We start from the raw sequence: 20,372 nt of genomic DNA on the forward strand, positions 1-20,372 counted from the left end.
CGAAGTAAAAGTCGACATTTCTTTTGCGCGGCCTCTTAATGCATTGCGATCAATGCATTGCAATATAAGGGCCGTGAGATCGAGGCACGCGCATAGGTGATGGGAAGGGAACCGGGAAAGAAACAGACGCTACAATTTAAGCTAACGCCTACCCCGCTACATCACTCTTGGTGGTTTGCCGATTTGATCGACAAATCCATCCAAGGCATGAAATAAAACGTGGCGAATGGGTGCCGCTTCATTGACTAAGTGGTGGCGTGCCTCGGGATGACGATGAATTTCAGCGTTGGGGAATTTATCAGTCAAAATCGCTAAATTCCATTCCCAGTCGACGGTTACGTCCTGTTCGCCCTGTAAAATCAGCGTAGGTAATTGACTGGGGTCCTGCGCCAGTAGTCGCGGCATCCAGCGGCGCATAGCGCTCACCCAGGCAACGCTCAAGCGCTCAGGCTGTAGCGGGTCACCCTCACGTAGAAACTCGGTGAACTGCTCGTCGGTAGAGTTGGGGCGATATTTACGCGGCAGCTCTTTTACAAACGGGCTGGCAATTAAATGTAGCCAGCTCGTTTGGTTCCAGCCCCAAGGGCGCACCAAGGGAGCCAACAGCACTAGGCCGGACCAACCGGCAGCCTCACGGCGGGTGAGCGCATCGGTGGCCAGAATCGCCCCACCGGTGCTCTGGCCCACGCCCAGCCACGGCGCAGGTGCCATGCCTTGGCTCTTTAGGGTGTTCTGCAAATGGGTCAGGCAGTGCTGATAATCAGCGAAATCTTCTATTTCCGCCCGCGCTCCGCTGGAGAGGCCGTGGCCGGGAAGATCCCACAGCACCACTCGCCAACCTTTAGCCAGCAGTCGTTCAAGCAAATGGCGATATAAACCCATATGATCGAAATAGCCGTGTACCACAAAAGCGGTGCCCACCGGCCGCGGCGGGCTCCACACCTGGCACCAAAGCGCAAAGCGACCCGTATCGATAAAGCCTGCATGCACTTCACTGGTATCTAACAGCAGTGCTTCTAAGCCATAGTGGTGGAAATAGCCTTGCATAGCATCGGCCAATATTTCCCCGGGCATCAGACGGCTAAGGGCGGTATCGCCCGAGGTGTGGCGAAACAAGCCTTCCAGATGTTGGAAATCACGCATCGTTGTTTCTCCATAACGCCATTTTCCGTGGCCTAGGCGCGACAGAAGGGTCACGCTCCCAAACCCTAATCCCTAGTCATTTGGTCGAGCATTTTACCGCATTAAGGTCTACGCTGTTTACATGCCCGGGCAGGTGTGGAATTATTTTCCATAAATACATTCTACTCTGACCGTGGCAAACACATTACCCACGGGCATCCTCACAGGAGAAACCCCATGAGCGAGCGTATCACGCGCCACCGTTTACAAGTGGCAGCCGATTTAGATCGTTTTATAAATGAGCAGGCGCTACCGGGAACAGGTGTTGATGAAAACGCCTTTTGGGCCGGTGTGGATGCCCTGTTTCACGATTTGACACCTAAAAACCGTCAATTGCTGGAAGAGCGCGACACGCTGCAAGAGAAACTTGATGCGTGGCACCGTGAAAACCCCGGCCCAGTTACCGATATGCCGGGATACCGCCGCTTCTTGAAAGAGGTCGGCTACTTGGCTGAAGCTCCGGCTAACGTCAAAGCAACCACTGCCAACGTTGACCGTGAAGTAGCCGTTCAGGCAGGCCCGCAGCTGGTTGTACCGGTGAGCAACGCACGCTATGCGCTGAATGCGGCTAACGCGCGCTGGGGCAGCCTTTACGACGCCCTGTACGGCACCGATGCGATTTCCGAAGAGGATGGCGCAGAAAAAGGCACCAGCTTCAACCCGAAACGTGGTGCCAAAGTGATCGCCTACGCCCGCGGCGTGCTTGACCGCGCAGCCCCACTGGCGACTGGCTCGCACCGTGATGCGGTGAAATACGCCATTCGTGATGAGCACTTGGTGGTGTCGCTGGAAGGTGGACGTGAGACGGGTCTTAAGGATTCCGGCAAGCTGATTGGTTTTACCGGTGAAGCGGCCAAACCCGACGCGATTCTGTTGGGTAACAACGGCCTGCACCTGGAAATCCAGATCGATCCCAACGACTCTATCGGCAAAACCGATCCGGCTGGCGTAAAAGACGTCGTGGTGGAAGCAGCCCTGACCGCCATCATGGATTGCGAAGACTCCGTTGCCGCCGTGGATTCAGAAGACAAGATCGGTGTTTACAGCAACTGGCTGGGCCTGATGAAGGGCGATCTAGAAGAGAAGATCGAAAAAGGCGGCAAGACGTTTACCCGTAAACTTAACGCCGACCGCACCTGGCAGACCACCGATGGCGGTAGCGTGACGCTGCCCGGTCGTTCGCTGATGTTCGTGCGGAATGTGGGTCACTTAATGACCACACCGGCGATTTTGGATGAGAAAGGCAACGAGCTACCGGAAGGTATTCTTGATGCGGTGGTCACTTCACTGCTCGCGCTGCACGATCTGAAGAAAGACGCCGACCAGCCGCGCAACTCGCGCACCGGTTCGGTTTACATCGTTAAGCCGAAGATGCACGGCCCTAAAGAAGTCGCCTTCGCCAACGAGCTGTTTGGTCGTGTCGAAGACATTCTGGGCATGAGCCGCGACACTCTGAAAATGGGTATCATGGACGAAGAACGCCGTACCACCGTTAACCTCAAGGCGTGTATCGCTGAAGCGGCTTCGCGGGTGGCGTTTATCAACACCGGCTTCCTCGACCGTACCGGCGACGAAATGCACACCGCTATGGAAGCGGGCCCCATGGTGCGCAAGGGCGATATGAAAGGCGCCGCTTGGATTCAGGCCTACGAGAAGAGCAACGTGCAAGTGGGTCTTGCTTGCGGTCTGCGCGGTCGTGCCCAGATCGGTAAAGGCATGTGGGCCATGCCTGACCTGATGCACAACATGCTGGAGCAGAAAATCGGCCATCCGAAAGCCGGTGCCAACACCGCTTGGGTTCCTTCGCCCACGGCTGCTGCGCTGCACGCACTGCACTACCATCAGGTGAATGTCACCGACGTTCAACGCGAGCTGGAAGAGCTGGGCGAGCCCGATTACCTGGATGACCTACTCACCGTGCCGGTGGCGGAAAACGCCAACTGGTCGGATGAAGAGAAGCAGCAGGAGCTGGATAACAACTGCCAGGGTATTCTCGGCTACGTAGTACGTTGGGTAGAACACGGCGTAGGTTGCTCGAAAGTGCCGGATATTCACAACGTGGGCCTGATGGAAGATCGTGCCACGCTGCGTATATCCAGCCAGCACATTGCCAACTGGCTACACCACGGCATTGTTGACGCACCGCGGGTGGAAGAGACCCTCAAGCGCATGGCCAAGGTAGTCGACGAGCAGAACGCCGGCGACCCCACCTACACCGCCATGAGCGCTGATTTTGAAGGTTCCACGGCTTTCAAGGCCGCCTCTGATCTGATCTTCAAAGGCCGCGTACAACCTTCCGGCTACACCGAGCCGCTACTGCACGAGTGGCGTCAGGTGCATAAAGCGAAGTAAGATCGTTTTACGGTGTAATCAGCCTCGAGGCTCATACCTCGGGGCTTTTTTATAAAGGAAAATAATAATGACCGTAATGACCGCCGAACAAATCGAGCACTTTCTGGATGAAGTTTTCCCCCAGCGGATGGGCAAGATAGAGAGCGTGGGCGACATGACGGCTACCATGCGCTTGAAGATCGGCAACGAGCATCTGCGCCCTGGCCCGCGGATTTCCGGGCCCACCATGATGGGTTTTGCGGATGTGGCTATGTATGTGGCGATCTTGGCACAGATCGGCCCCGAACCCATGGCGGTGACAAGCGATTTAAACTGCCACTTCCTGCGTGCCGCCTCCGGAGATCACGATATTATCGCCCACGCCAAATTGATCAAGCTTGGTCGACGTTTAGCGGTCGGAGAAGTGCAGATTTTCTCGGTCAGTGATGAAGTACACCCAGTCGTCCATGTCACCACTAGCTATGCGCTACCAAAGAATGCCTAAGCCTTGATGGCATCTACCTCTTCCAAATATGAATAGCCTGCTAAGCGAGGATGATTTATTAGTTATCCTTATATCAAAATATAAGCAACAACAAATAGTGAAGAATTGTTAACTAACTGCTCAAAGAATAAAAATTCCATTAATCTTACGACGACAGTGCTAACTATAGAAAAAAACTGCTTATATTTAGTAAAACTCCATAAAGTTATTTTAAAAAATGTCGATAGGGTATTGCCCTCTCAGCAAATCCTTTCCGCTGCAAAGCAAGGAAAATATAATAATGCCAGACGCCTCTTTTTCGAACCATATTGCGCGTACCGACAGACTCATGTGGTGGCCACTAGGGTTTGTCGTTTTATTATGCTTGGTGATTAGCTTTTTTACCCAAACGCTGATGTTAGTAGCGGTGGTAAGTGCTGCCACTCTATCGCTTACCTATATTCTCCAGCATAAATTACCAGGCCACATTGCTAACGGATTCGTCAAAGCCGCTGTAATGATGGTCTGGTCGGCCGTATTGATCGAACAAAGCGGTGGCATAATCGAAGCCCACTTTGGCATCTTTATCTTGCTCTCTGTTTTAATCCTTTATAGCGACTGGAGGGTTATTGCTTTTGGCGGTTTGGTAATCGCCTTTCACCATGCACTGTTTACTTGGCTTCAGTATCAGGGGATCGTTCAGCTTTACGTGAGCATGGGTGACATGCATGTCATGGAAGAGGGGACGATAACCCACAGCCCTGTCGATTTACTTTATTGCTTACTTATGCACGGCGGCGCCGTGGTTGTCCAAGTCGTTATTCTTGGCTATTTGGCAAAAGTGCTGGAAAGCATGGTGCAAGAAGGGCTTCACGTCACTCGCTTTGCCGTTGCCGCCGGTAGCGGAAACTTGGACGTTGCCTTCAGCAGAAAAGAACAGCAATTGCCCGGAGTCTCGGCAATCGTACAAATGCGCGACCAGGTAGCGGATAGCCTGCGAAAAACACAAACCGCAGCAAGCCACGTTATGGACTACAGTAAGCAGCTTTTTGTTGCTCAAGAGCAACTACGCACTCAAACGTCCCGTAACAGCAGTCAAACCGAGCGCATATCCACTAGCACGACGGAACTCGCAGCCACGACTCGGGAAACCGCCAAAGAATCTCAACATATACGTCAACTGGCCAACGATGCTGAGAAAATTGCTCGACAAAACGGCAAGCAAGTCGAGGAAATGGGCGAAATGATGCGGCTACTTGATAAGCACTCCAAAGCTATCCAAGAAATGCTTGGCGAAATTGATAACATCACATTTCAAACCAACCTTCTCGCATTAAACGCGTCCGTTGAAGCGGCAAGAGCTGGTGAACACGGCCGTGGCTTCGCCGTGGTTGCTAACGAAGTGCGTAACTTGTCGAAAAATACCCAAACAACTGCTACTCAGATCCGCCATACCATTGCGGCCACCACCGACCAAGTGTTACTGGGGGTTAAACAAACCTCCACCATTGCGGAGACGACTCGGACACTTATTCAAAGCTTTGAGCAGGTCGCCATGCGTTTAAACAATTCTGAAAGCGCAATTAGCCAGCAGCGTCAAGGCGTTGAAGAGCTCGAGCAAAGCGTTAACGAAATTTACAATGCCCTGGAGCTCTCCCGTGCGGCGGTTGAAAACTCCCACAGCATGGCAGAACAGCTATCGGTCACCGCTGACAAGATGATGAACACCGTCAGTGGGTTCACACTCCCGCTCTCTTCGTCTACCACCGAGAAGCCAATGCTGATTGCCTCACCCACGGTTTGACGCCTTAATCAGCATTATAAAATCGCGTAGCGACCAGCTTCACAACTAATGCTTCAATAAAGCGTTGGAGTTGTATCCCTGGCTTCAATCAGTAGACATGGCCTCCGGGAGCTGGTCAATTAACCGATCAAGCGTCAGCGGGTACTCACGCACCCGAACGCCGGTGGCGTTATAGACCGCGTTGGCGATAGCTGCCGCCACGCCGCAGATACCAAGCTCACCGACCCCTTTGGCTTTTAGGGGCGATGAAGCCGCATCCGTAGTATCCAGAAAAATAACCTCCTGATCGGGAATATCGGCGTGAACCGCCACCTCGTAACTGGCAAGGTCGTGATTAACAAAGAAACCGCGCTCAAGGTCAACGGTTAACCCCTCCGACAAAGCAGCACCCACGCCCATCGTCATACCGCCGAGCACTTGGCTACGCGCGGTGATCGGATTTAGGATGCGACCTGCATCACACACCGCGAGCATACGCCGAACACGCGTTTCGCCGGTATAGGCATGCACGCCGACCTCAATGAAATGCGCACCAAAGGTGCCAATCTGCATGTCGTCTTTAAAGTCGCCAAAGTGGATCGTATCTTCGGCGACGAGCTCTTCACCATCTGCCACATCGGCAAGCGCCAAGTCAGTATCGTCAGCTAGCACGCGGCTGTTTTCAAAGCGCGGCTTTTCAACACCTAAGCGCTTGGCGATCTGTTCTTGGAGCGCCACACAGGCCGCATAAACACCCGCGGTTGAGCTAGTAGCGCCAAACTGCCCACCCGACCCGGAAGAAGTGGGATAGGCACTGTTACCCAGCCGAACCTCAACGGCGTCCAGCTCAATCCCCATCGTTTCAGCGGCTGTCTGAGCGAGAATAGTGTAGGAGCCGGTGCCGATATCGGTCATATCGGTCTCAACGATCAGCCGCCCGCCCTGCAAACGTACGCGTGCCCCGGAATCCAGCGTGGGCGCTCCGCGATAGGCGCCCGCCATACCGTGACCGATCAACCACTCTCCTTCGCGTTTTTCCCCTGGCGTGCGGTTGCGCGCATCCCAGCCAAAGGCTGCTGCGCCTTGGCGTAAACACTCAACATAATGACGATCGCTAAAGGGCTTCGAGGGAGCTTCCGGGTCGACTTGGGTGTCGTTGAGTATCCTGAAATCGACTGGATCCATGCCCAGCTTCTGCGCCATTTCATCCATGGCAATTTCCAGCACGGCAAGCCCTGAGGCTTCGCCTGGAGCGCGCATATCCGCCGATTCGGGTAGATCCATCTCAACAGGCTGATGAGCGACGCGACGACTCTCCCCAGCATAAAAAGTGCGGGTTTGATTGACCGGGTTCTCGCCGCTACCGCCGGGCAGCGTATGCGAAACTGCCGAATGGTCGAAGGCGGTTATTTTGCCCTGGGCATCGGCAGCAATGCGAAGGCGCTGAATGGTGCCAGAGCGATGGGTGGCATTGTTGAACACCAGCGGGCGCGGTAAGGCCAGCTTGACCGGCCGCCCTGAGGCGCGTGAGCCGAGAGCGGCGAGTACTGCGTCAGCGCGCAGCCACAGTTTCCCGCCAAAGCCACCACCGACGTAGGGGCTTTCGACGCGAATTGTGTTGGGGTCGATATTGAAGGAGGTCGCCAGCGCCTGTTTATTCATTTCGATCATCTGGTTCGACGTCCACACCGTCATCTGGCCGCCATCAGACCAGTCGACGATCGACGCGTGGGGTTCCATCATGGCGTGGCTTTGGGAAGCGGTGCGGTAGACTTCATCTAGCGTGAAATCCGCCGCTTGAAACGCGCCTTCAACGTCACCCACGTCTGACAGCGGTTCGCCGGTGCTATCCAGCTTTTCCCAGGTAGCCTCAAGATCAAAGATGCCCTTCTCTTGTTGATAGCTGACATCTATCAGCGCCGCGGCGCTACGCGCCTGCTCCAAGGTATCCGCTACCACTACCGCGATCGCCTGATGGTAGTGGGCAATCTTATCGCCACCGAACAGCCGGGCAACGTTGTTTTCCGAGCGATCAAGTGGCTCAATCTCTAGCGTCGTTACCACTGACACAACGCCCGGTGCCGCACGGGCAGCCGATGCATCCATATGGGTGATTCGACCCTTGGCAATAGTCGCGCACAGGGGATAGCCCACCAGTTGGTTTGCCACAACGTCGTGACGCTCATAAGCGTAGGGCGCACGGCCCATTACCTTGAGAGTGCCGTCGATTCGCGCATGGGGTTTGCCGATAATCCGGGCGCGATCGAACAGGTTATCTTCCGCTGATTGATTAAAGTCCATGGGTCACTCCTGAGCCAGCAGCGCGGCAAGCGTTCGCTCTGCCAGGGTAAGCTTATAAGCGTTGTCTTGGGTCGGGCGGGCGCCGTCCAGTAATCGGCTCATGACCACTGAAGCTCCCTGAGGCAACGCCGCATCGGCGTCGTCACGGCGCCAAGGCTTGGGGGCCACGCCGCCAAGCGCGACACGGCCGCTGCCATCCGGCGTTTGGATAAGCGCAACAGAGACCAGCGCGAAGGCGTAAGAGGCCCGGTCACGCACCTTAAAATAGGCGTGGCGGCCTCCAACCGGCGCGGGCAGCTCAACGGCGGTAATCATTTCGCCCGCCTCCAGGGTGTTTTCTACCTCGGGAGTGTCACCGGGCAGTTGGTAAAACGCATCAAGCGGTTTGCGCCACGTCTCTCCACTAGGCGTGACGGTTTCCACTTCGGCATCTAATACCCTGAGCGCAACGGCCATGTCCGAGGGATGAGTGGCAATACACGCCTCTGAGGTGCCGATAACACCCAGCCCACGCGAGCTGGCGCCTTCGCCGAGTGCCGCACAGCCGGCCCCAGGCGAGCGCTTATTGCAGGGCATGCCGGTGTCGTAAAAATAGGGGCAGCGCGTGCGCTGGAGCAGATTACCGCCGGTAGTGGCTTTATTGCGAAGCTGGCCCGATGCGCCCGAGACAAGGGCTCGGCTGAGCACCGCATAGTCGCGACGAATTCGGTGGTCGGCGGCCAGCGCGCTATTGCTGACCAACGCCCCGACACGCAAACCGCCGCTGGGGGTGAGCGTAATGGCGTTGAGCCCAGTACCCGTTACATCAATCAAATGCAGAGGGGTTTCAATCTCGTACTTCATCAAATCAAGCAGGTTGGTGCCACCGGCAATAAATTTGGCGCCAGGCACTTCGGCGGCACGGGCGGCCGCCTGGGCGGGATCTGATACGCGTTCATAGGAGAAGGCTCTCATGCGTGCTCCTCCGCCACCTGGTTAATGGCTTTTAAAATATTGGCGTAAGCGCCGCAGCGGCAAAGATTGCCCGACATCCGCTCGCGAATCTCGGCGTCGGTCACCTCAATAGGTGCGGTGAGATCCTTCGTTACATGGCTGGGAAGATCCGCTCGCATCTCCTCGAGTACTGCCTTTGCTGAACAGATCTGGCCCGGCGTGCAGTAGCCGCACTGGAAGGCGTCATGATCGAGGAAAGCTTGCTGCATGGGATCAAGATGGTCGGGCTCTCCCAACCCTTCGATGGTCGCAACGTCATCGCCTTCATGCATGACTGCTAGCGTCAGGCAGGCGTTAATCCGCTCGCCATTCACCGACACCGTGCAAGCGCCGCACTGTCCGTGGTCGCAGCCCTTCTTGGTGCCAGTGAGTTTTAAGTGTTCACGTAAAGCATCCAGCAGCGTCGTTCGGTTATCCAGTTCAAGCTGGTGCTTTGCTCCATTGACTACTAAAGAGACGTTCGAGCGCTCCGCGCCATTCTTCGCGGTTTCGCGACGCCCTTCAGCGCTATTAGGTGGGTTCATAATGTGCCTTCCCTGCTCATTGCTGTCGCTTTATGAATGTCGTAACGCCTTCAGCATAGTCATGATTGAGGTGAGCAACCCGGCTTTCGGGCATAAAGGTTCTGAAAAAAAGATCTATTACATCCGCTGTACACGCTGTTGCTACGCTAGGCTATAAGTCTTATGCCCACGCCAAAACAGGCAATGGATGCCGTTTGCTAACTATTGGAAGCGTTATAAATGCAGCATTTGGATCGGCAAGTGATCGAGCAAGCGCTTAAGTGGTCTCAGCAAGGGAAAACGATTTGGCTGTGTACCGTGCTCGCCACATTTGGCTCTTCGCCGCGCGCGCCGGGCTCTTGGATGGTCGTCAGCCAAGAGGGCAAGCGCATCGGTTCGCTTTCGGGTGGCTGTGTAGAGGATGACTTTATAAAGCGTCTCGGTGAGGGAGAATACGATCGCCCAATAACAGTGACACGCTATGGTGATCCCGACGATACCCAAGGCGCGCATATTGCGCTTCCCTGTGGCGGTGTTTTAGAAGTGTTAATCGAACGCCTGCGCTCGACAGCTGACACCCAGGAGCACTTGGCCACCCTGCTAGCGACCCTTCATGGCAATCACCGTTTGATGCGTAACGTGAATTTATCCACAGGAGAGCACTTCTTCAGTGAGGATGTCACGCTCGGCCCTCGCGTGGTTCGTCTGGATGGTCAACCCTACGATGAGCAAGAACATGATCGGCAAGATGTTGTTCAAATGCGGATTGCTCCGGCCAGACGGCTCATTATTGCCGGCATTTCGCCCATTTCCGCCCCTTGTGCCGCCTTTGCCACCACTCTGGGGTTTGAAGTGATCGTCTGCGATCCAGACGAGGCGGCCTGCTCAGATTTTTCAGTGCCAGGGGTGACCGTCAAAGCGTTACTGCCCTCGCTGTACATCGCCTCCGGCGCTTGCCATAGCGCAACGGCGGTTGTGGCGCTCACTCACGACCCGCGTATTGATGATTTAGCCATGATGGAAGCCGTCCGCACGTCCGCTTTCTATATCGGCGTGATGGGTTCAAGGCGCACATCGACTGCCCGAGCTGAGCGGTTGATTCGCTCTGGGGGGTTAACCGAAGAGGAAGTCGGCCGCCTGCATATGCCGATTGGCCTAGCACTGGGAAGCAAGACCCCGGCTGAGATCGCCCTCGCTGTTATGGCGGATATCGTGCGGGTGCAGCACGGAAAAACTATCAATGAGTTATCTCAATGAGCTATCTCAATGAGCGGTCTCGATGAGCTCTAGCAACGTTGTCGCATTGGTCATGGCCGCCGGTTACTCGCGCCGGTTTGGCGAGCGCGACAAGCGCTGCGCGTGCCTGGTTGATGGACGAACACTGTTAGCTGCCAGCGTCACCAACGCCGAGCAAGCCTTTCCACTGCTGCGCGTGGCGATCCGCGAAGAGGACGACGCGGGCCTTTTAGGGCTTGCCGAAGGCACGCCGCTTATTCGCATTTGTCAGGCGCGCCGTGGCCTGGGTTCAAGTCTGGCCGAGGCGGTAACGGAGCTTGGCAATGATCCTCGCCTCAATAGCGTGGAAGCAGTCGCGATTTTATTGGGCGATATGCCCTACCTTCAGCGAGACACGCTATCCGCGCTACCGCAGCTAGCCACTCACGACACCATTGTGAGGCCCTGCTTCAAAGGCCAACCAGGCCATCCGGTTATATTCGGACGTTCACTATGGCCAGCCCTTCAATCGTTAAGCGGCGATGCCGGTGCCAAAGACATTATTCGTCGCCACGCGGCGCGCTACCGAGAGTATGCCGTGCAGGACAACGGCACGCTTATCGATATCGACACGCCGGAGGAGCACAGCATTACGGCGCCAGCGTCATAAACGGCTCATCTTGCTGATCGGTAAAGCTATAAACCTCGTAGGGTTCTTCCTGCGGCCCAGGCATGCCCGGCGTACCAATGGGCATACCCGCCAAGCCAATTCCGTCAATATCAGGCTGTTGCTCAAACAGCGCCTGCAGGGCTTCCATCGGAACATGGCCTTCAATCCAATACTCGCCCATCTCGATGGTATGGCACGACCCCAGGCCATAGGGCACACCCGCTTGATGCTTGATATCACCCAGCTCTACGTCATCAATAATCGTTACGTCTACGCCGAGTTCTTCAAGATGGCGCGCATAAGCGTCACAGCAGCCGCACTGAGGATTTTTATACAGTGTGGCCACGTCAGGCAGTGCCGCATGGGCCGAGGTCGCCCCCAGAACCAGTGCGCCAGATAAAAATAGTGATGTCGTTAAACGGCTCATGCATGGCCTCCTTGATGAGAACGACTAAAAAGGTATTTCGTAAGCGACGCGATCCCAAGCCCCGTCAGCAATAAAAATGTCAGAGGCATTAACCAGCCTACCCAGCCCAAAGAGCTCATAAAGGCAAAACAGTCTGCGTTCATCATGGCGAAACTCCTAAGAGCATTTTAGCAAAATATAAACATGCTTATTACACAGCTAAAGCTTACAACCTGTGTGTGACACGGAGGTCAAGTTCGCCATTATGTTTAACGATGCTTTGTTGACGCAGGTCATTAGAAGACTCTCGGTACAGGCTCATTTCAGGTTGACGCGAATAGTCCCGCAGACACCGGTGTGGTTGCGGACGTCCGGTTAATGTTCTAAATCATTAAGCACTTTATAACTCGCGCCACCGAAAGCTTGGGATGCTGATGATAAACGTCTTTAGCGCCACATATTTGACCTAAAGGTGGCACATAGGTTCTAGGTTATTAGGTAAGCAATATGGTGTTAGTAAATAACCAAGAGGCTAATGATGGTATCAACCACACACTCCACCGCTCGCGTTTATCGGATGAAAACTTCAGAGCATATGTGTCCGTTTGGCTTGAAAACTGTCGACCTGCTCGAGCGCAAGGGCTTTAAGGTAGACGATAACCTGTTGACTTCGCGAGAAGAGATCGACGCATTTAAAGAACAGGAAAACGTCGACACGACTCCGCAGGTATACCTGGGCGATGTACGTATTGGCGGCTATGAAGAGCTCCGTAAGCACCTGGGAATGAGCGTTCCTGATCCGAAGGCCACTACCTATCGCCCGGTATTAGCAATTTTCGCCACCGCACTGCTCATCGGCTTTGCCATCAGTTGGGCGGCGCAGGGCACGCTATTCACTGCGCGTATGCCGGAGTACGCCGTTGCCACGGCGATGGTGCTCCTGGGTCTGCAAAAGCTACAGGACGTAGAAAGCTTTAGCACTATGTTTCTTAACTATGACCTGCTCGCCCAGCGCCACGTCCCCTACAGTTACGTTTACCCCTACGCCGAGACGCTGGCGGGGCTGTTGATGCTGGCGGGCACGCTTATCTGGCTGGCCGCGCCACTGGCGCTATTCGTCGGCACCGTGGGGGCCGTTTCTGTTTTTAAAGCGGTATACATCGAAAAACGTGAACTTAAGTGCGCCTGTGTCGGCGGCAACAGCAACGTGCCATTAGGCTTTGTATCGCTTACCGAAAACCTTGTGATGATGGGAATGGGACTGTGGATGCCGCTGCGGATGCTGATTGGATAATTATTGCCTGCTTTTTCCGAAGCACTTGAGCAGGTTGCGTTCAAACAAGTCATCCATGCTAGGAGTAATTTATATGGCTGAGCAGGATAGAACGCCACAATATCAAGAAAACAGTCTTTCGTTGGTCGGTGCCGTTGCATTAGGCACCGGCGTAATGATTGGGGCCGGTATATTTGCGCTAACCGGCCAAATGGCCGAAATGACTGGTCGGCTATTTCCTCTGGCTTTTCTAGCTGCTGCCGTCGTTGTCTCTTTCAGCGCTTACTCTTACGTTAAAATGTCCAATACCTTCCCTTCGGCAGGTGGGATTGGCATGTATTTACAGAAAGCGTATGGCCCAACGCTTCCCACCGCTTTTCACGCGCTCCTGATGTATTTTTCCATGGTGATCGCACAGAGTTTTCTGGCGAGAACGTTTGGCTCTTATACGCTTGAATTGTTTGACCTGGGGAACCGTTCACTATTTGTGCCCCTACTCGGGGTCGGCTTACTGTTAACAGCCTTCTTGATCAATTTATCCGCCAACCGCTTGATCGAAGGCGTCGCCTCGGTGCTCGGATTTATCAAAATAGGCGGCATTATAGTATTTGGTATTGTCGGCGTGTTTATCGCTGACTCTATCGAGATGGGCTCTGGCAACGATGCACCAACACCTACGATAACGGGCTTTTTAGGTGCCACGGCGCTCGGCATACTGGCATTTAAAGGCTTCACGACGATTACCAATAGTGGTTCGGAACTTAAAGACCCTAAGCGGAATCTTGGCAAAGCTATCACAATTTCGATTGCCCTATGCGTGGTGATCTATGCCCTTGTCGGCTTTGCCGTTGCCAGCAACCTATCTTTGCCTGAAATTATCGAAACACAGGACTACTCCCTGGCCGCCGCTGCCCGACCCGCACTGGGTGAAGCGGCAGTTGCGTTTACCGTCATTCTCGCCATGCTGGCAACGGCGGGCGGGATCATTGCCAGCGTCTTCGCCGTTTCACGCATGCTCGCCATGCTGACAGAAATGAAATTGGTTCCTCACCGCCATTTTCATATGCCGGGAAGTGTGCAAAAGCACACGCTGGTGTACACCATCGTGTTTGGTTTAGTGCTCACCGCTTTTTTTGACCTGAGCCGTATCGCAGCATTAGGCATCATTTTCTACCTGATCATGGATATAGCCATTCACTGGGGTGTGTTGCGTCACCTCAAGGACAGTGTGGGAGCGAATCCTGTCATTCCTAGCATTGCCATACTACTGGATGCCGTCGTGTTAATCGGCTTTGTGTGGGTAAAAGCCATCTCTGATCCGTTAGTGCTCATCGTTGCCAGCGTAGTAATGGCTACTCTTTTACTCGGCGAGTGGCTTTTCCTATCCAAACGCGACACTTCAAACGATGGCGAGCACTCTCACACTCATTAACGTTAATAGCGTTATAGGAGGTACCCAATGGACGTCAGAACCTTTGGTGAATTGATCGATTGGACCCGCCAGTTACACGAGCATCTTGCAGCTTGCCTCGCTCATTGCGCCGACATACACGAAGAAGAACGCGCTCGCATGTTGCTCAATTACTTAGCTGCACAGGAAGCGGAAATGCAGCGCGTTGTGGCGCGCTTTGAACAGACTGCTGACGCGAAAGCATTAAAAACCTACGTTTATGACTATTTGGAGCATAAACCCATCCGTACACATCGTACCTGCGATGCTCCCTACTCTACGCTGAGTGTTGACGACATTTGCCGAGAGGTTTTTGATTTCCATGAACAAACAATAAATCTTTATCGAACCCTCGTCGGCAAAGCGGAAATTCCTGAAGCCAAAGAGCTCTTAGATGCTCTTTTGGATCTTGAAGAGCACGAAGCCATGCGCCTTGTTCGCCAAACAGGGAGAATGAACGATGTCTGAAGACCATGCCGAGACAAAGGTGAAAGACCCTGTTTGTGGCATGGACGTTGATCCCCATGCTTCCCGCCATCGTGCCAACCACGCGGGTAAGACCTGGTACTTCTGCTCAGAAAAGTGTCAGGATAAGTTTGTTGCCAAGCCTGACGCGTATCTTGAGCCAAGCAAACAGTCACAAGCGTCAGCACCCTCGGGATCTATTTATACTTGCCCGATGCACCCAGAAGTTCGACGAGAAGGCCCAGGCGACTGCCCTATCTGCGGTATGGCGTTGGAACCTGAGACCGTCACTGCTGACACCGGCCCTTCAGACGAACTCAAGGACATGACCAGGCGCTTCTGGATCGGCCTAGTACTGACCCTCCCCGTGTTTGCCCTAGAAATGGGTGGTCATGTGTTTGGCCTTATGCATTTTATTTCCCAGCAAACCTCTAACTGGATTCAACTGCTGCTGGCAACGCCGGTAGTCGTCTGGGCAGGTTGGCCGTTCTTTGTACGCGGATGGCGCTCACTAGTGCGCCGCAGCCTTAATATGTTCACGCTAATCGCGATAGGTACCGGCACCGCGTTGATCTACAGTTTGCTGGCCACCCTCACACCGGGCATCTTTCCCGACGCCTTCCGTCAAGCCGATGGCTCGGTGGCCGTTTATTTCGAAGCGGCAGCAGTGATTGTCGTTTTAGTTTTACTGGGACAAGTATTAGAGCTCCGCGCTCGTGAAAAAACCTCTGGCGCTATTCGCGCGCTACTCGACCTAGCGCCCGCTACCGCTCGACGCCTTGATAATCAGGGCAATGAGGAAGATATCTCCCTTGACCAGGTTCAGGTAGGGGATCGTCTCCGGGTGCGCCCTGGCGATAAGGTGCCATTAGATGGCGAAGTGATGGAAGGTCGTTCCAACGTTGACGAATCCATGGTTACCGGCGAACCACTAGCGGTGAAAAAAGAAGTTGGCGATGGCGTCATTGGCGGCAGTATCAATGGCCAAGGATCATTTGTCATGCGCGCTGACAAGGTCGGCCAGGACACCATGCTGTCGCAGATTGTGCAAATGGTCGCCAGCGCCCAGCGTAGCCGCGCACCCATTCAAGGGCTTGCCGACAAAGTCGCCAGCATTTTTGTACCCGTCGTTATTCTCATTGCCGTTGTGGCTTTCATCGCCTGGTCAGTATGGGGCCCTACCCCGCCAATGGCATTTGGCCTGATTGCGGCGGTTAGTGTTCTGATCATTGCCTGCCCGTGCGCGCTAGGCCTCGCTACCCCCATGTCGATTATGGTGGGTGTAGGGCGCGGTGCCCAGTTAGGCGTATTGATTCGCGATGCCGAAGCACTTGAACGTCTAGAGAAGGTCGACACCGTCGTCGTCGACAAAACCGGCACGCTTACCGAAGGCAAACCACGAGTGACCGAGTTGATTCTCACTGAGGGCATTGCTGAATCAGAGCTTTTGCGCTTGGCCGCTAGTCTTGAGCGAGGCAGCGAGCACCCCTTGGCCCATGCGATAGTCGAAAAGGCTAAAGAGGCAGAGTTAAAATTAACAGAAGCGTTGGACTTCGAGGCTCCCAACGGCATGGGCGTTATAGGCCAGATAGATGGCAAGCGTATTGCCCTGGGCAACCGGCTATTGATGGAAAGCGAGGGCGTTAACACCCAGTCTCAAGACACACATGCCGATCAATTGCGCCGTGACGGTGCTACGGTCATCTTTGCAAGCATCGACGGGAATTTGGCTGGGCTTCTCGCCATTGCCGATCCGGTCAAGGAAACTACCGAAGAAGCCATCCGTTCACTCCAGGCTGACGGCATTCGAGTGGTGATGCTGACAGGCGATAATCGTACCTCCGCCGATGCGGTGGCGCGACGGCTAGGCATCGATGAGGTCGAAGCTGAAGTGCTTCCAGAAGACAAGGGCCGTGTAATCCAGCGGCTCCGCGATGAAGGGCGCATTGTTGTCATGGCCGGGGACGGCGTGAACGATGCACCTGCGCTAGCAACAGCGGATGTGGGCATTGCCATGGGAACCGGCACCGATGTGGCAATAGAAAGCGCTGGGGTCACCCTACTGCGAGGAGATCTTACCGGTATTGCCATGGCGCATAAGCTCTCTAAAGCCACCATGCGCAATATCCGCCAAAATCTCTTTTTTGCCTTTGCTTACAACGCGGCAGGCATCCCCATTGCCGCAGGGATTTTGTACCCCTTCACAGGTATGCTGTTATCACCGATTATCGCTGCGGCGGCGATGTCACTCTCGTCAGTGAGCGTGATTGGCAACGCCTTACGGTTACGTATGACGGCGCTGCGCTAGCAGGGCTACCGCTCCAAGCGCCAACCAACCCGCCATCAACAGTAGCCCGCCAATAGGTGTGACAATGCCAAGGTTCAGCCCTGCCAGCGCCATCAGGTAAAGCGAGCCTGAAAAGCACGCCATACCTAGCGCCCATAGCGACAGCACCCAGCGTTGTCCGGCATGCGGCTGCACTTGGCGCCATACCAGCACGATCATGATGGCAAGCGTGTGCCAGGCCTGATAGCGCACGCCGGTTTCAACCGCACTCACCATCGCTTCTGTGGTGCGCGACGCCAAGCCATGGGCGGCATAGGCGCCTAGCATTACCATCATCGCGCCCGATAGCGCCGCGATACACCACCACACTTTATCTATTCGTTGCACGCTGCTCTCCTACTCCTATTGGGGTTGGCATCTATCGCGCTGATTGCACCTACGGCTTACCTTGCGCGGTGCGAAACCGCTACAATAGAGAATGCCTTAACGAACGAACTACCACGACGAATGAGACGCGCCTATCTATGTCTATCCAGATACGTCTAAACGGTGAACCCCATACGCTGTCGACAGGCCTAACCGCCGCTGACTTAGTTGAACAGCTGGGCCTTAGCGGTCGTCGTATCGCCGTCGAAATTAACGAAGAGATTGTCCCCCGCAGCCAGCACGCCGACACCCGCCTGGTCGATGGCGACCACGTAGAAGTTGTCCACGCGATTGGCGGCGGTTAGAGGAAACACTATGACCCAACAAACGCATGTACCGCTAGCTGATACTCCGCTAACCATCGCCGGACGCGATTTTCACTCGCGCCTGCTGGTGGGCACAGGCAAGTACAAAGACTTTACCGAAACCGGCGCCGCCATTGCCCAAAGCGGCGCTGAAATTGTGACCTTTGCGGTACGCCGGACTAATTTAGGCCAGGACGCCGATGCGCCCAACCTATTAGACGTTATTTCCCCAGAGCGCTACACCCTGCTACCCAATACCGCCGGTTGCTACAACGCGAAAGATGCCGTTCGCACCTGCCGCCTGGCCCGTGAGCTGCTTGATGGTCACAATCTGGTCAAGCTGGAAGTGCTCGGCGACGATCACACGCTTTACCCCAACGTGGTCGAGACGCTAAAAGCCGCTGAAACGCTGCTCGCCGATGGCTTTGACGTCATGGTGTACACCAGCGACGATCCTATTGTGGCACGCGAACTAGAAGCCATGGGCTGCTGCGCCATCATGCCGCTGGGCTCGCTAATTGGCTCGGGGCACGGCATTCAGAACCCACACAACGTGCGCCTGATTGTTGAACAGAGCAAGGTACCGGTACTAGTGGATGCGGGCATTGGCACCGCATCGGATGCTGCCATGGCGATGGAGCTAGGCTGTGACGGCGTACTGCTCAATACGGCCATTGCCCACGCTCGCGAGCCGCTACGCATGGCCAACGCCATGAAGCTGGCCGTGGAAGCCGGCCGCGATGCGTTTTTAGCTGGCCGTATGCCGCGCCGCCAATCCGCCGATCCTTCTTCACCTTTCGCTGGCCGTATTAACGGTTAATTGATTCGAGACCCCATGACTGAACCCAACGATACCGTACCAGAAAGTCACACCGCGCCCGAAAACAACGCCACCACAGGCCCGGAAGGTACGGATGCACCGCTGCACCGCCGCGGCATTAAAAGCTACGTGATCCGCGCGGGGCGTATGACCCAGGCCCAGAACCGTGGCTTAGAAGATATCTGGCCGCGTTTTGGCCTGACCATCGCCGACGGTCGTCAAGACTTGGACGCCCTGTTTGGCCGCAAAGCCCCCCGGGTAGTAGAAATCGGCTTTGGCATGGGCAACTCGCTGATAGAACAGGCCGAGACTCATCCAGACACCGACTTTATCGGCATTGAAGTCCACGCCCCTGGTGTGGGTAAATTACTCGATGAAGTTGATAAGCGCGGCCTCACCAACCTGCGCGTTTACCGCGAGGATGCCCTGGCAGTGCTCGAACAGTGCCTTCCCGAAGGCTCGCTGACCACGCTGCAGCTGTTCTTCCCCGACCCTTGGCCGAAGAAGAAGCACCACAAACGGCGCATCGTTCAGCCTGCCTTTGTTGAGCTGATCCGCACTCGCCTCATGCCCGGCGGCACCTTCCATATGGCCACCGACTGGGAAGCCTACGCGGAGTGGATGGCCGAGGTAATGAAAGCGGCCCCCGGTTATACCAATAACGCCAGCGCGGAAACCGCCCCGTACGTGCCACGCCCGGCGTTCCGCCCGCTAACCAAGTTTGAAGCCCGGGGCGAAAAACTTGGCCACGGAGTTTGGGATTTGATCTATCGCCGAGAGGGGTGAATCTACGGGCTGTCCCCACCTCGCGATGGCCTAGTCTCTATGCGCCATCTGAAATAGTGGGATCCTACTCAAATTCAGTTAGCGCAAAGCTCTCGCCCTCCACCACCTTCGCCTGCCAGGCGTGTAGCGTCGGGTAGCGGTTTTGCCAATCAAAGGCCGGTAGGCGGAAGCTGATATACGCCAGTGCAACGGCAACGGTAATCGCACCCAGGGTGCGCTGGGCGCTGCCCGCCAGCACGCTGGGGTGGGCATTAAGTGTTATCAACGTGCGTTCGATCGCTTTTAAACGGCGCTGCCCCAACAGCGTCGTATCCACTTCATTGCCACCATGCTTACGGCCGATCACCACGTTAAAGGCCGCGTCCATCAAGCCTTGCCCCAACCCTGCCAACGCCAGGGTTTCCGCTAATGTCTTACTGGGTATCAGAGACGGCCCCTCACCCACTGCATCCAGGTAGTGAGCAATCAACAGCGACTCGGTGATGACCTCTCCCTCATCGGTTACCAGCGTTGGAATACGGCTAAGCGGCGTAATCTGCAACAGCTCGCTATCTGCCGCCCAAGGGTCGCACCAGCAAAGCTCGGTGCGCTCAATCAGCTGCTTTTCGTAGAGGCACACGCGCACAACGCGTGCATAGGGAGAAGAAGTATTTAAATAGAGCTGCATGGGGCGGTCTCCTGATTATTTTAAA

19 protein-coding genes are annotated in these 20,372 nt (G+C 55.1%); 12 read left to right on the forward strand and 7 right to left on the reverse strand.

Annotation, left to right across the window (positions count from 1 at the left end; translation table 11 throughout):
* Positions 1-156 precede the first annotated feature (156 nt).
* A complete protein-coding gene (locus QHL1GM_RS11960) occupies positions 157-1,143 on the reverse strand; it encodes an alpha/beta hydrolase (protein ID WP_071694680.1) in 987 nt (328 codons plus the stop codon).
* Positions 1,144-1,359: 216 nt separating this feature from the next.
* Between QHL1GM_RS11960 and QHL1GM_RS11965 the strand changes: the two genes are divergently transcribed.
* From QHL1GM_RS11965 to QHL1GM_RS11975, 3 genes are all read left to right on the forward strand, one after another.
* Positions 1,360-3,534 (forward strand): malate synthase G, encoded by a 2,175-nt coding sequence (locus tag QHL1GM_RS11965; protein WP_071694681.1) that lies wholly within the window; start codon positions 1,360-1,362, stop codon positions 3,532-3,534.
* Positions 3,535-3,601: 67 nt separating this feature from the next.
* Entirely contained in the window at positions 3,602-4,018 is a 417-nt protein-coding gene (locus tag QHL1GM_RS11970; RefSeq protein WP_071694682.1) for a PaaI family thioesterase, read from the forward strand.
* A gap of 280 nt (positions 4,019-4,298) precedes the next feature.
* Positions 4,299-5,801: a methyl-accepting chemotaxis protein gene (locus QHL1GM_RS11975; protein ID WP_071694683.1), complete on the forward strand. Its 1,503-nt coding sequence runs from the start codon at positions 4,299-4,301 to the stop codon at positions 5,799-5,801.
* 84 nt (positions 5,802-5,885) lie between these two features.
* Here QHL1GM_RS11975 and paoC read toward each other — a convergent pair whose 3' ends face one another.
* From paoC to paoA, 3 genes are read right to left on the reverse strand one after another with little or no spacing between them, the layout of a single operon-like run.
* The gene (gene paoC / locus QHL1GM_RS11980) at positions 5,886-8,081 is read right to left on the reverse strand and encodes an aldehyde oxidoreductase molybdenum-binding subunit PaoC (RefSeq protein ID WP_071694684.1); all 2,196 of its coding nucleotides are present in this window, start codon (positions 8,079-8,081) and stop codon (positions 5,886-5,888) included.
* Between the two features lie 3 nt (positions 8,082-8,084).
* Positions 8,085-9,035 carry a xanthine dehydrogenase family protein subunit M gene (locus QHL1GM_RS11985; protein WP_071694685.1) on the reverse strand — a complete coding sequence of 317 codons (951 nt, stop codon included), beginning with the start codon at positions 9,033-9,035 and terminating at the stop codon, positions 8,085-8,087.
* The gene (paoA, locus tag QHL1GM_RS11990) at positions 9,032-9,598 is read right to left on the reverse strand and encodes an aldehyde dehydrogenase iron-sulfur subunit PaoA (RefSeq protein WP_071694686.1); all 567 of its coding nucleotides are present in this window, start codon (positions 9,596-9,598) and stop codon (positions 9,032-9,034) included. The genes QHL1GM_RS11985 and paoA overlap by 4 nt, the downstream gene beginning before the upstream one ends.
* 219 nt (positions 9,599-9,817) lie before the next feature.
* Between paoA and QHL1GM_RS11995 the strand changes: the two genes are divergently transcribed.
* Complete coding sequence (locus tag QHL1GM_RS11995) at positions 9,818-10,834, forward strand: XdhC family protein (RefSeq protein WP_071694687.1); 1,017 nt, start codon at positions 9,818-9,820, stop codon at positions 10,832-10,834.
* A gap of 22 nt (positions 10,835-10,856) precedes the next feature.
* Positions 10,857-11,462, forward strand: coding sequence for a nucleotidyltransferase family protein (locus QHL1GM_RS12000; protein ID WP_071694688.1), 606 nt, complete (start codon positions 10,857-10,859; stop codon positions 11,460-11,462).
* On the opposite strand, the gene QHL1GM_RS12005 is transcribed toward QHL1GM_RS12000, so the two are convergent.
* The gene (locus tag QHL1GM_RS12005) at positions 11,443-11,889 is read right to left on the reverse strand and encodes a DUF411 domain-containing protein (RefSeq protein WP_071694689.1); all 447 of its coding nucleotides are present in this window, start codon (positions 11,887-11,889) and stop codon (positions 11,443-11,445) included. The two genes, QHL1GM_RS12000 and QHL1GM_RS12005, sit on opposite strands and share 20 nt — an antisense overlap.
* Before the next feature lie 517 nt (positions 11,890-12,406).
* Between QHL1GM_RS12005 and QHL1GM_RS12010 the strand changes: the two genes are divergently transcribed.
* From QHL1GM_RS12010 to QHL1GM_RS12025, 4 genes are all read left to right on the forward strand, one after another.
* Positions 12,407-13,162, forward strand: coding sequence for a glutaredoxin (locus QHL1GM_RS12010; protein WP_217648545.1), 756 nt, complete (start codon positions 12,407-12,409; stop codon positions 13,160-13,162).
* A 73-nt stretch (positions 13,163-13,235) separates the two neighbouring features.
* A complete protein-coding gene (locus QHL1GM_RS12015; RefSeq protein WP_071694691.1) occupies positions 13,236-14,573 on the forward strand; it encodes an APC family permease in 1,338 nt (445 codons plus the stop codon).
* A 27-nt stretch (positions 14,574-14,600) separates the two neighbouring features.
* Positions 14,601-15,059 (forward strand): ATPase, encoded by a 459-nt coding sequence (locus QHL1GM_RS12020; RefSeq protein WP_071694692.1) that lies wholly within the window; start codon positions 14,601-14,603, stop codon positions 15,057-15,059.
* Complete coding sequence (locus tag QHL1GM_RS12025) at positions 15,052-17,364, forward strand: heavy metal translocating P-type ATPase (RefSeq protein WP_071694693.1); 2,313 nt, start codon at positions 15,052-15,054, stop codon at positions 17,362-17,364. Before QHL1GM_RS12020 ends, QHL1GM_RS12025 begins: the two co-directional genes overlap by 8 nt.
* Here the strand turns inward: QHL1GM_RS12025 and QHL1GM_RS12030 are convergent.
* Positions 17,341-17,730 carry a DUF423 domain-containing protein gene (locus tag QHL1GM_RS12030; protein ID WP_071694694.1) on the reverse strand — a complete coding sequence of 130 codons (390 nt, stop codon included), beginning with the start codon at positions 17,728-17,730 and terminating at the stop codon, positions 17,341-17,343. The two genes, QHL1GM_RS12025 and QHL1GM_RS12030, sit on opposite strands and share 24 nt — an antisense overlap.
* A 137-nt stretch (positions 17,731-17,867) precedes the next feature.
* Here QHL1GM_RS12030 and thiS point away from each other — a divergent pair, with 137 nt between their 5' ends.
* Genes thiS through trmB form a run of 3 tightly spaced genes read left to right on the forward strand, consistent with a single transcriptional unit; the run spans position 17,868 to position 19,680 of the window.
* Positions 17,868-18,074 carry a sulfur carrier protein ThiS gene (gene thiS / locus QHL1GM_RS12035; protein WP_022521266.1) on the forward strand — a complete coding sequence of 69 codons (207 nt, stop codon included), beginning with the start codon at positions 17,868-17,870 and terminating at the stop codon, positions 18,072-18,074.
* A gap of 10 nt (positions 18,075-18,084) precedes the next feature.
* Complete coding sequence (locus QHL1GM_RS12040) at positions 18,085-18,894, forward strand: thiazole synthase (protein ID WP_071694695.1); 810 nt, start codon at positions 18,085-18,087, stop codon at positions 18,892-18,894.
* Between the two features lie 15 nt (positions 18,895-18,909).
* On the forward strand, positions 18,910-19,680 hold the full coding sequence (trmB, locus tag QHL1GM_RS12045; RefSeq protein WP_071694696.1) for a tRNA (guanosine(46)-N7)-methyltransferase TrmB: 771 nt from the start codon (positions 18,910-18,912) through the stop codon (positions 19,678-19,680).
* Positions 19,681-19,744: 64 nt separating this feature from the next.
* Here trmB and QHL1GM_RS12050 read toward each other — a convergent pair whose 3' ends face one another.
* Positions 19,745-20,347, reverse strand: a complete 603-nt coding sequence (locus tag QHL1GM_RS12050; RefSeq protein ID WP_071694697.1) for a glutathione S-transferase N-terminal domain-containing protein — start codon at positions 20,345-20,347, stop codon at positions 19,745-19,747.
* Between the last annotated feature and the right edge of the window lie 25 nt (positions 20,348-20,372).

The organism is Halomonas sp. QHL1 (genome assembly GCF_001882345.1).
Classification (GTDB): domain Bacteria; phylum Pseudomonadota; class Gammaproteobacteria; order Pseudomonadales; family Halomonadaceae; genus Vreelandella.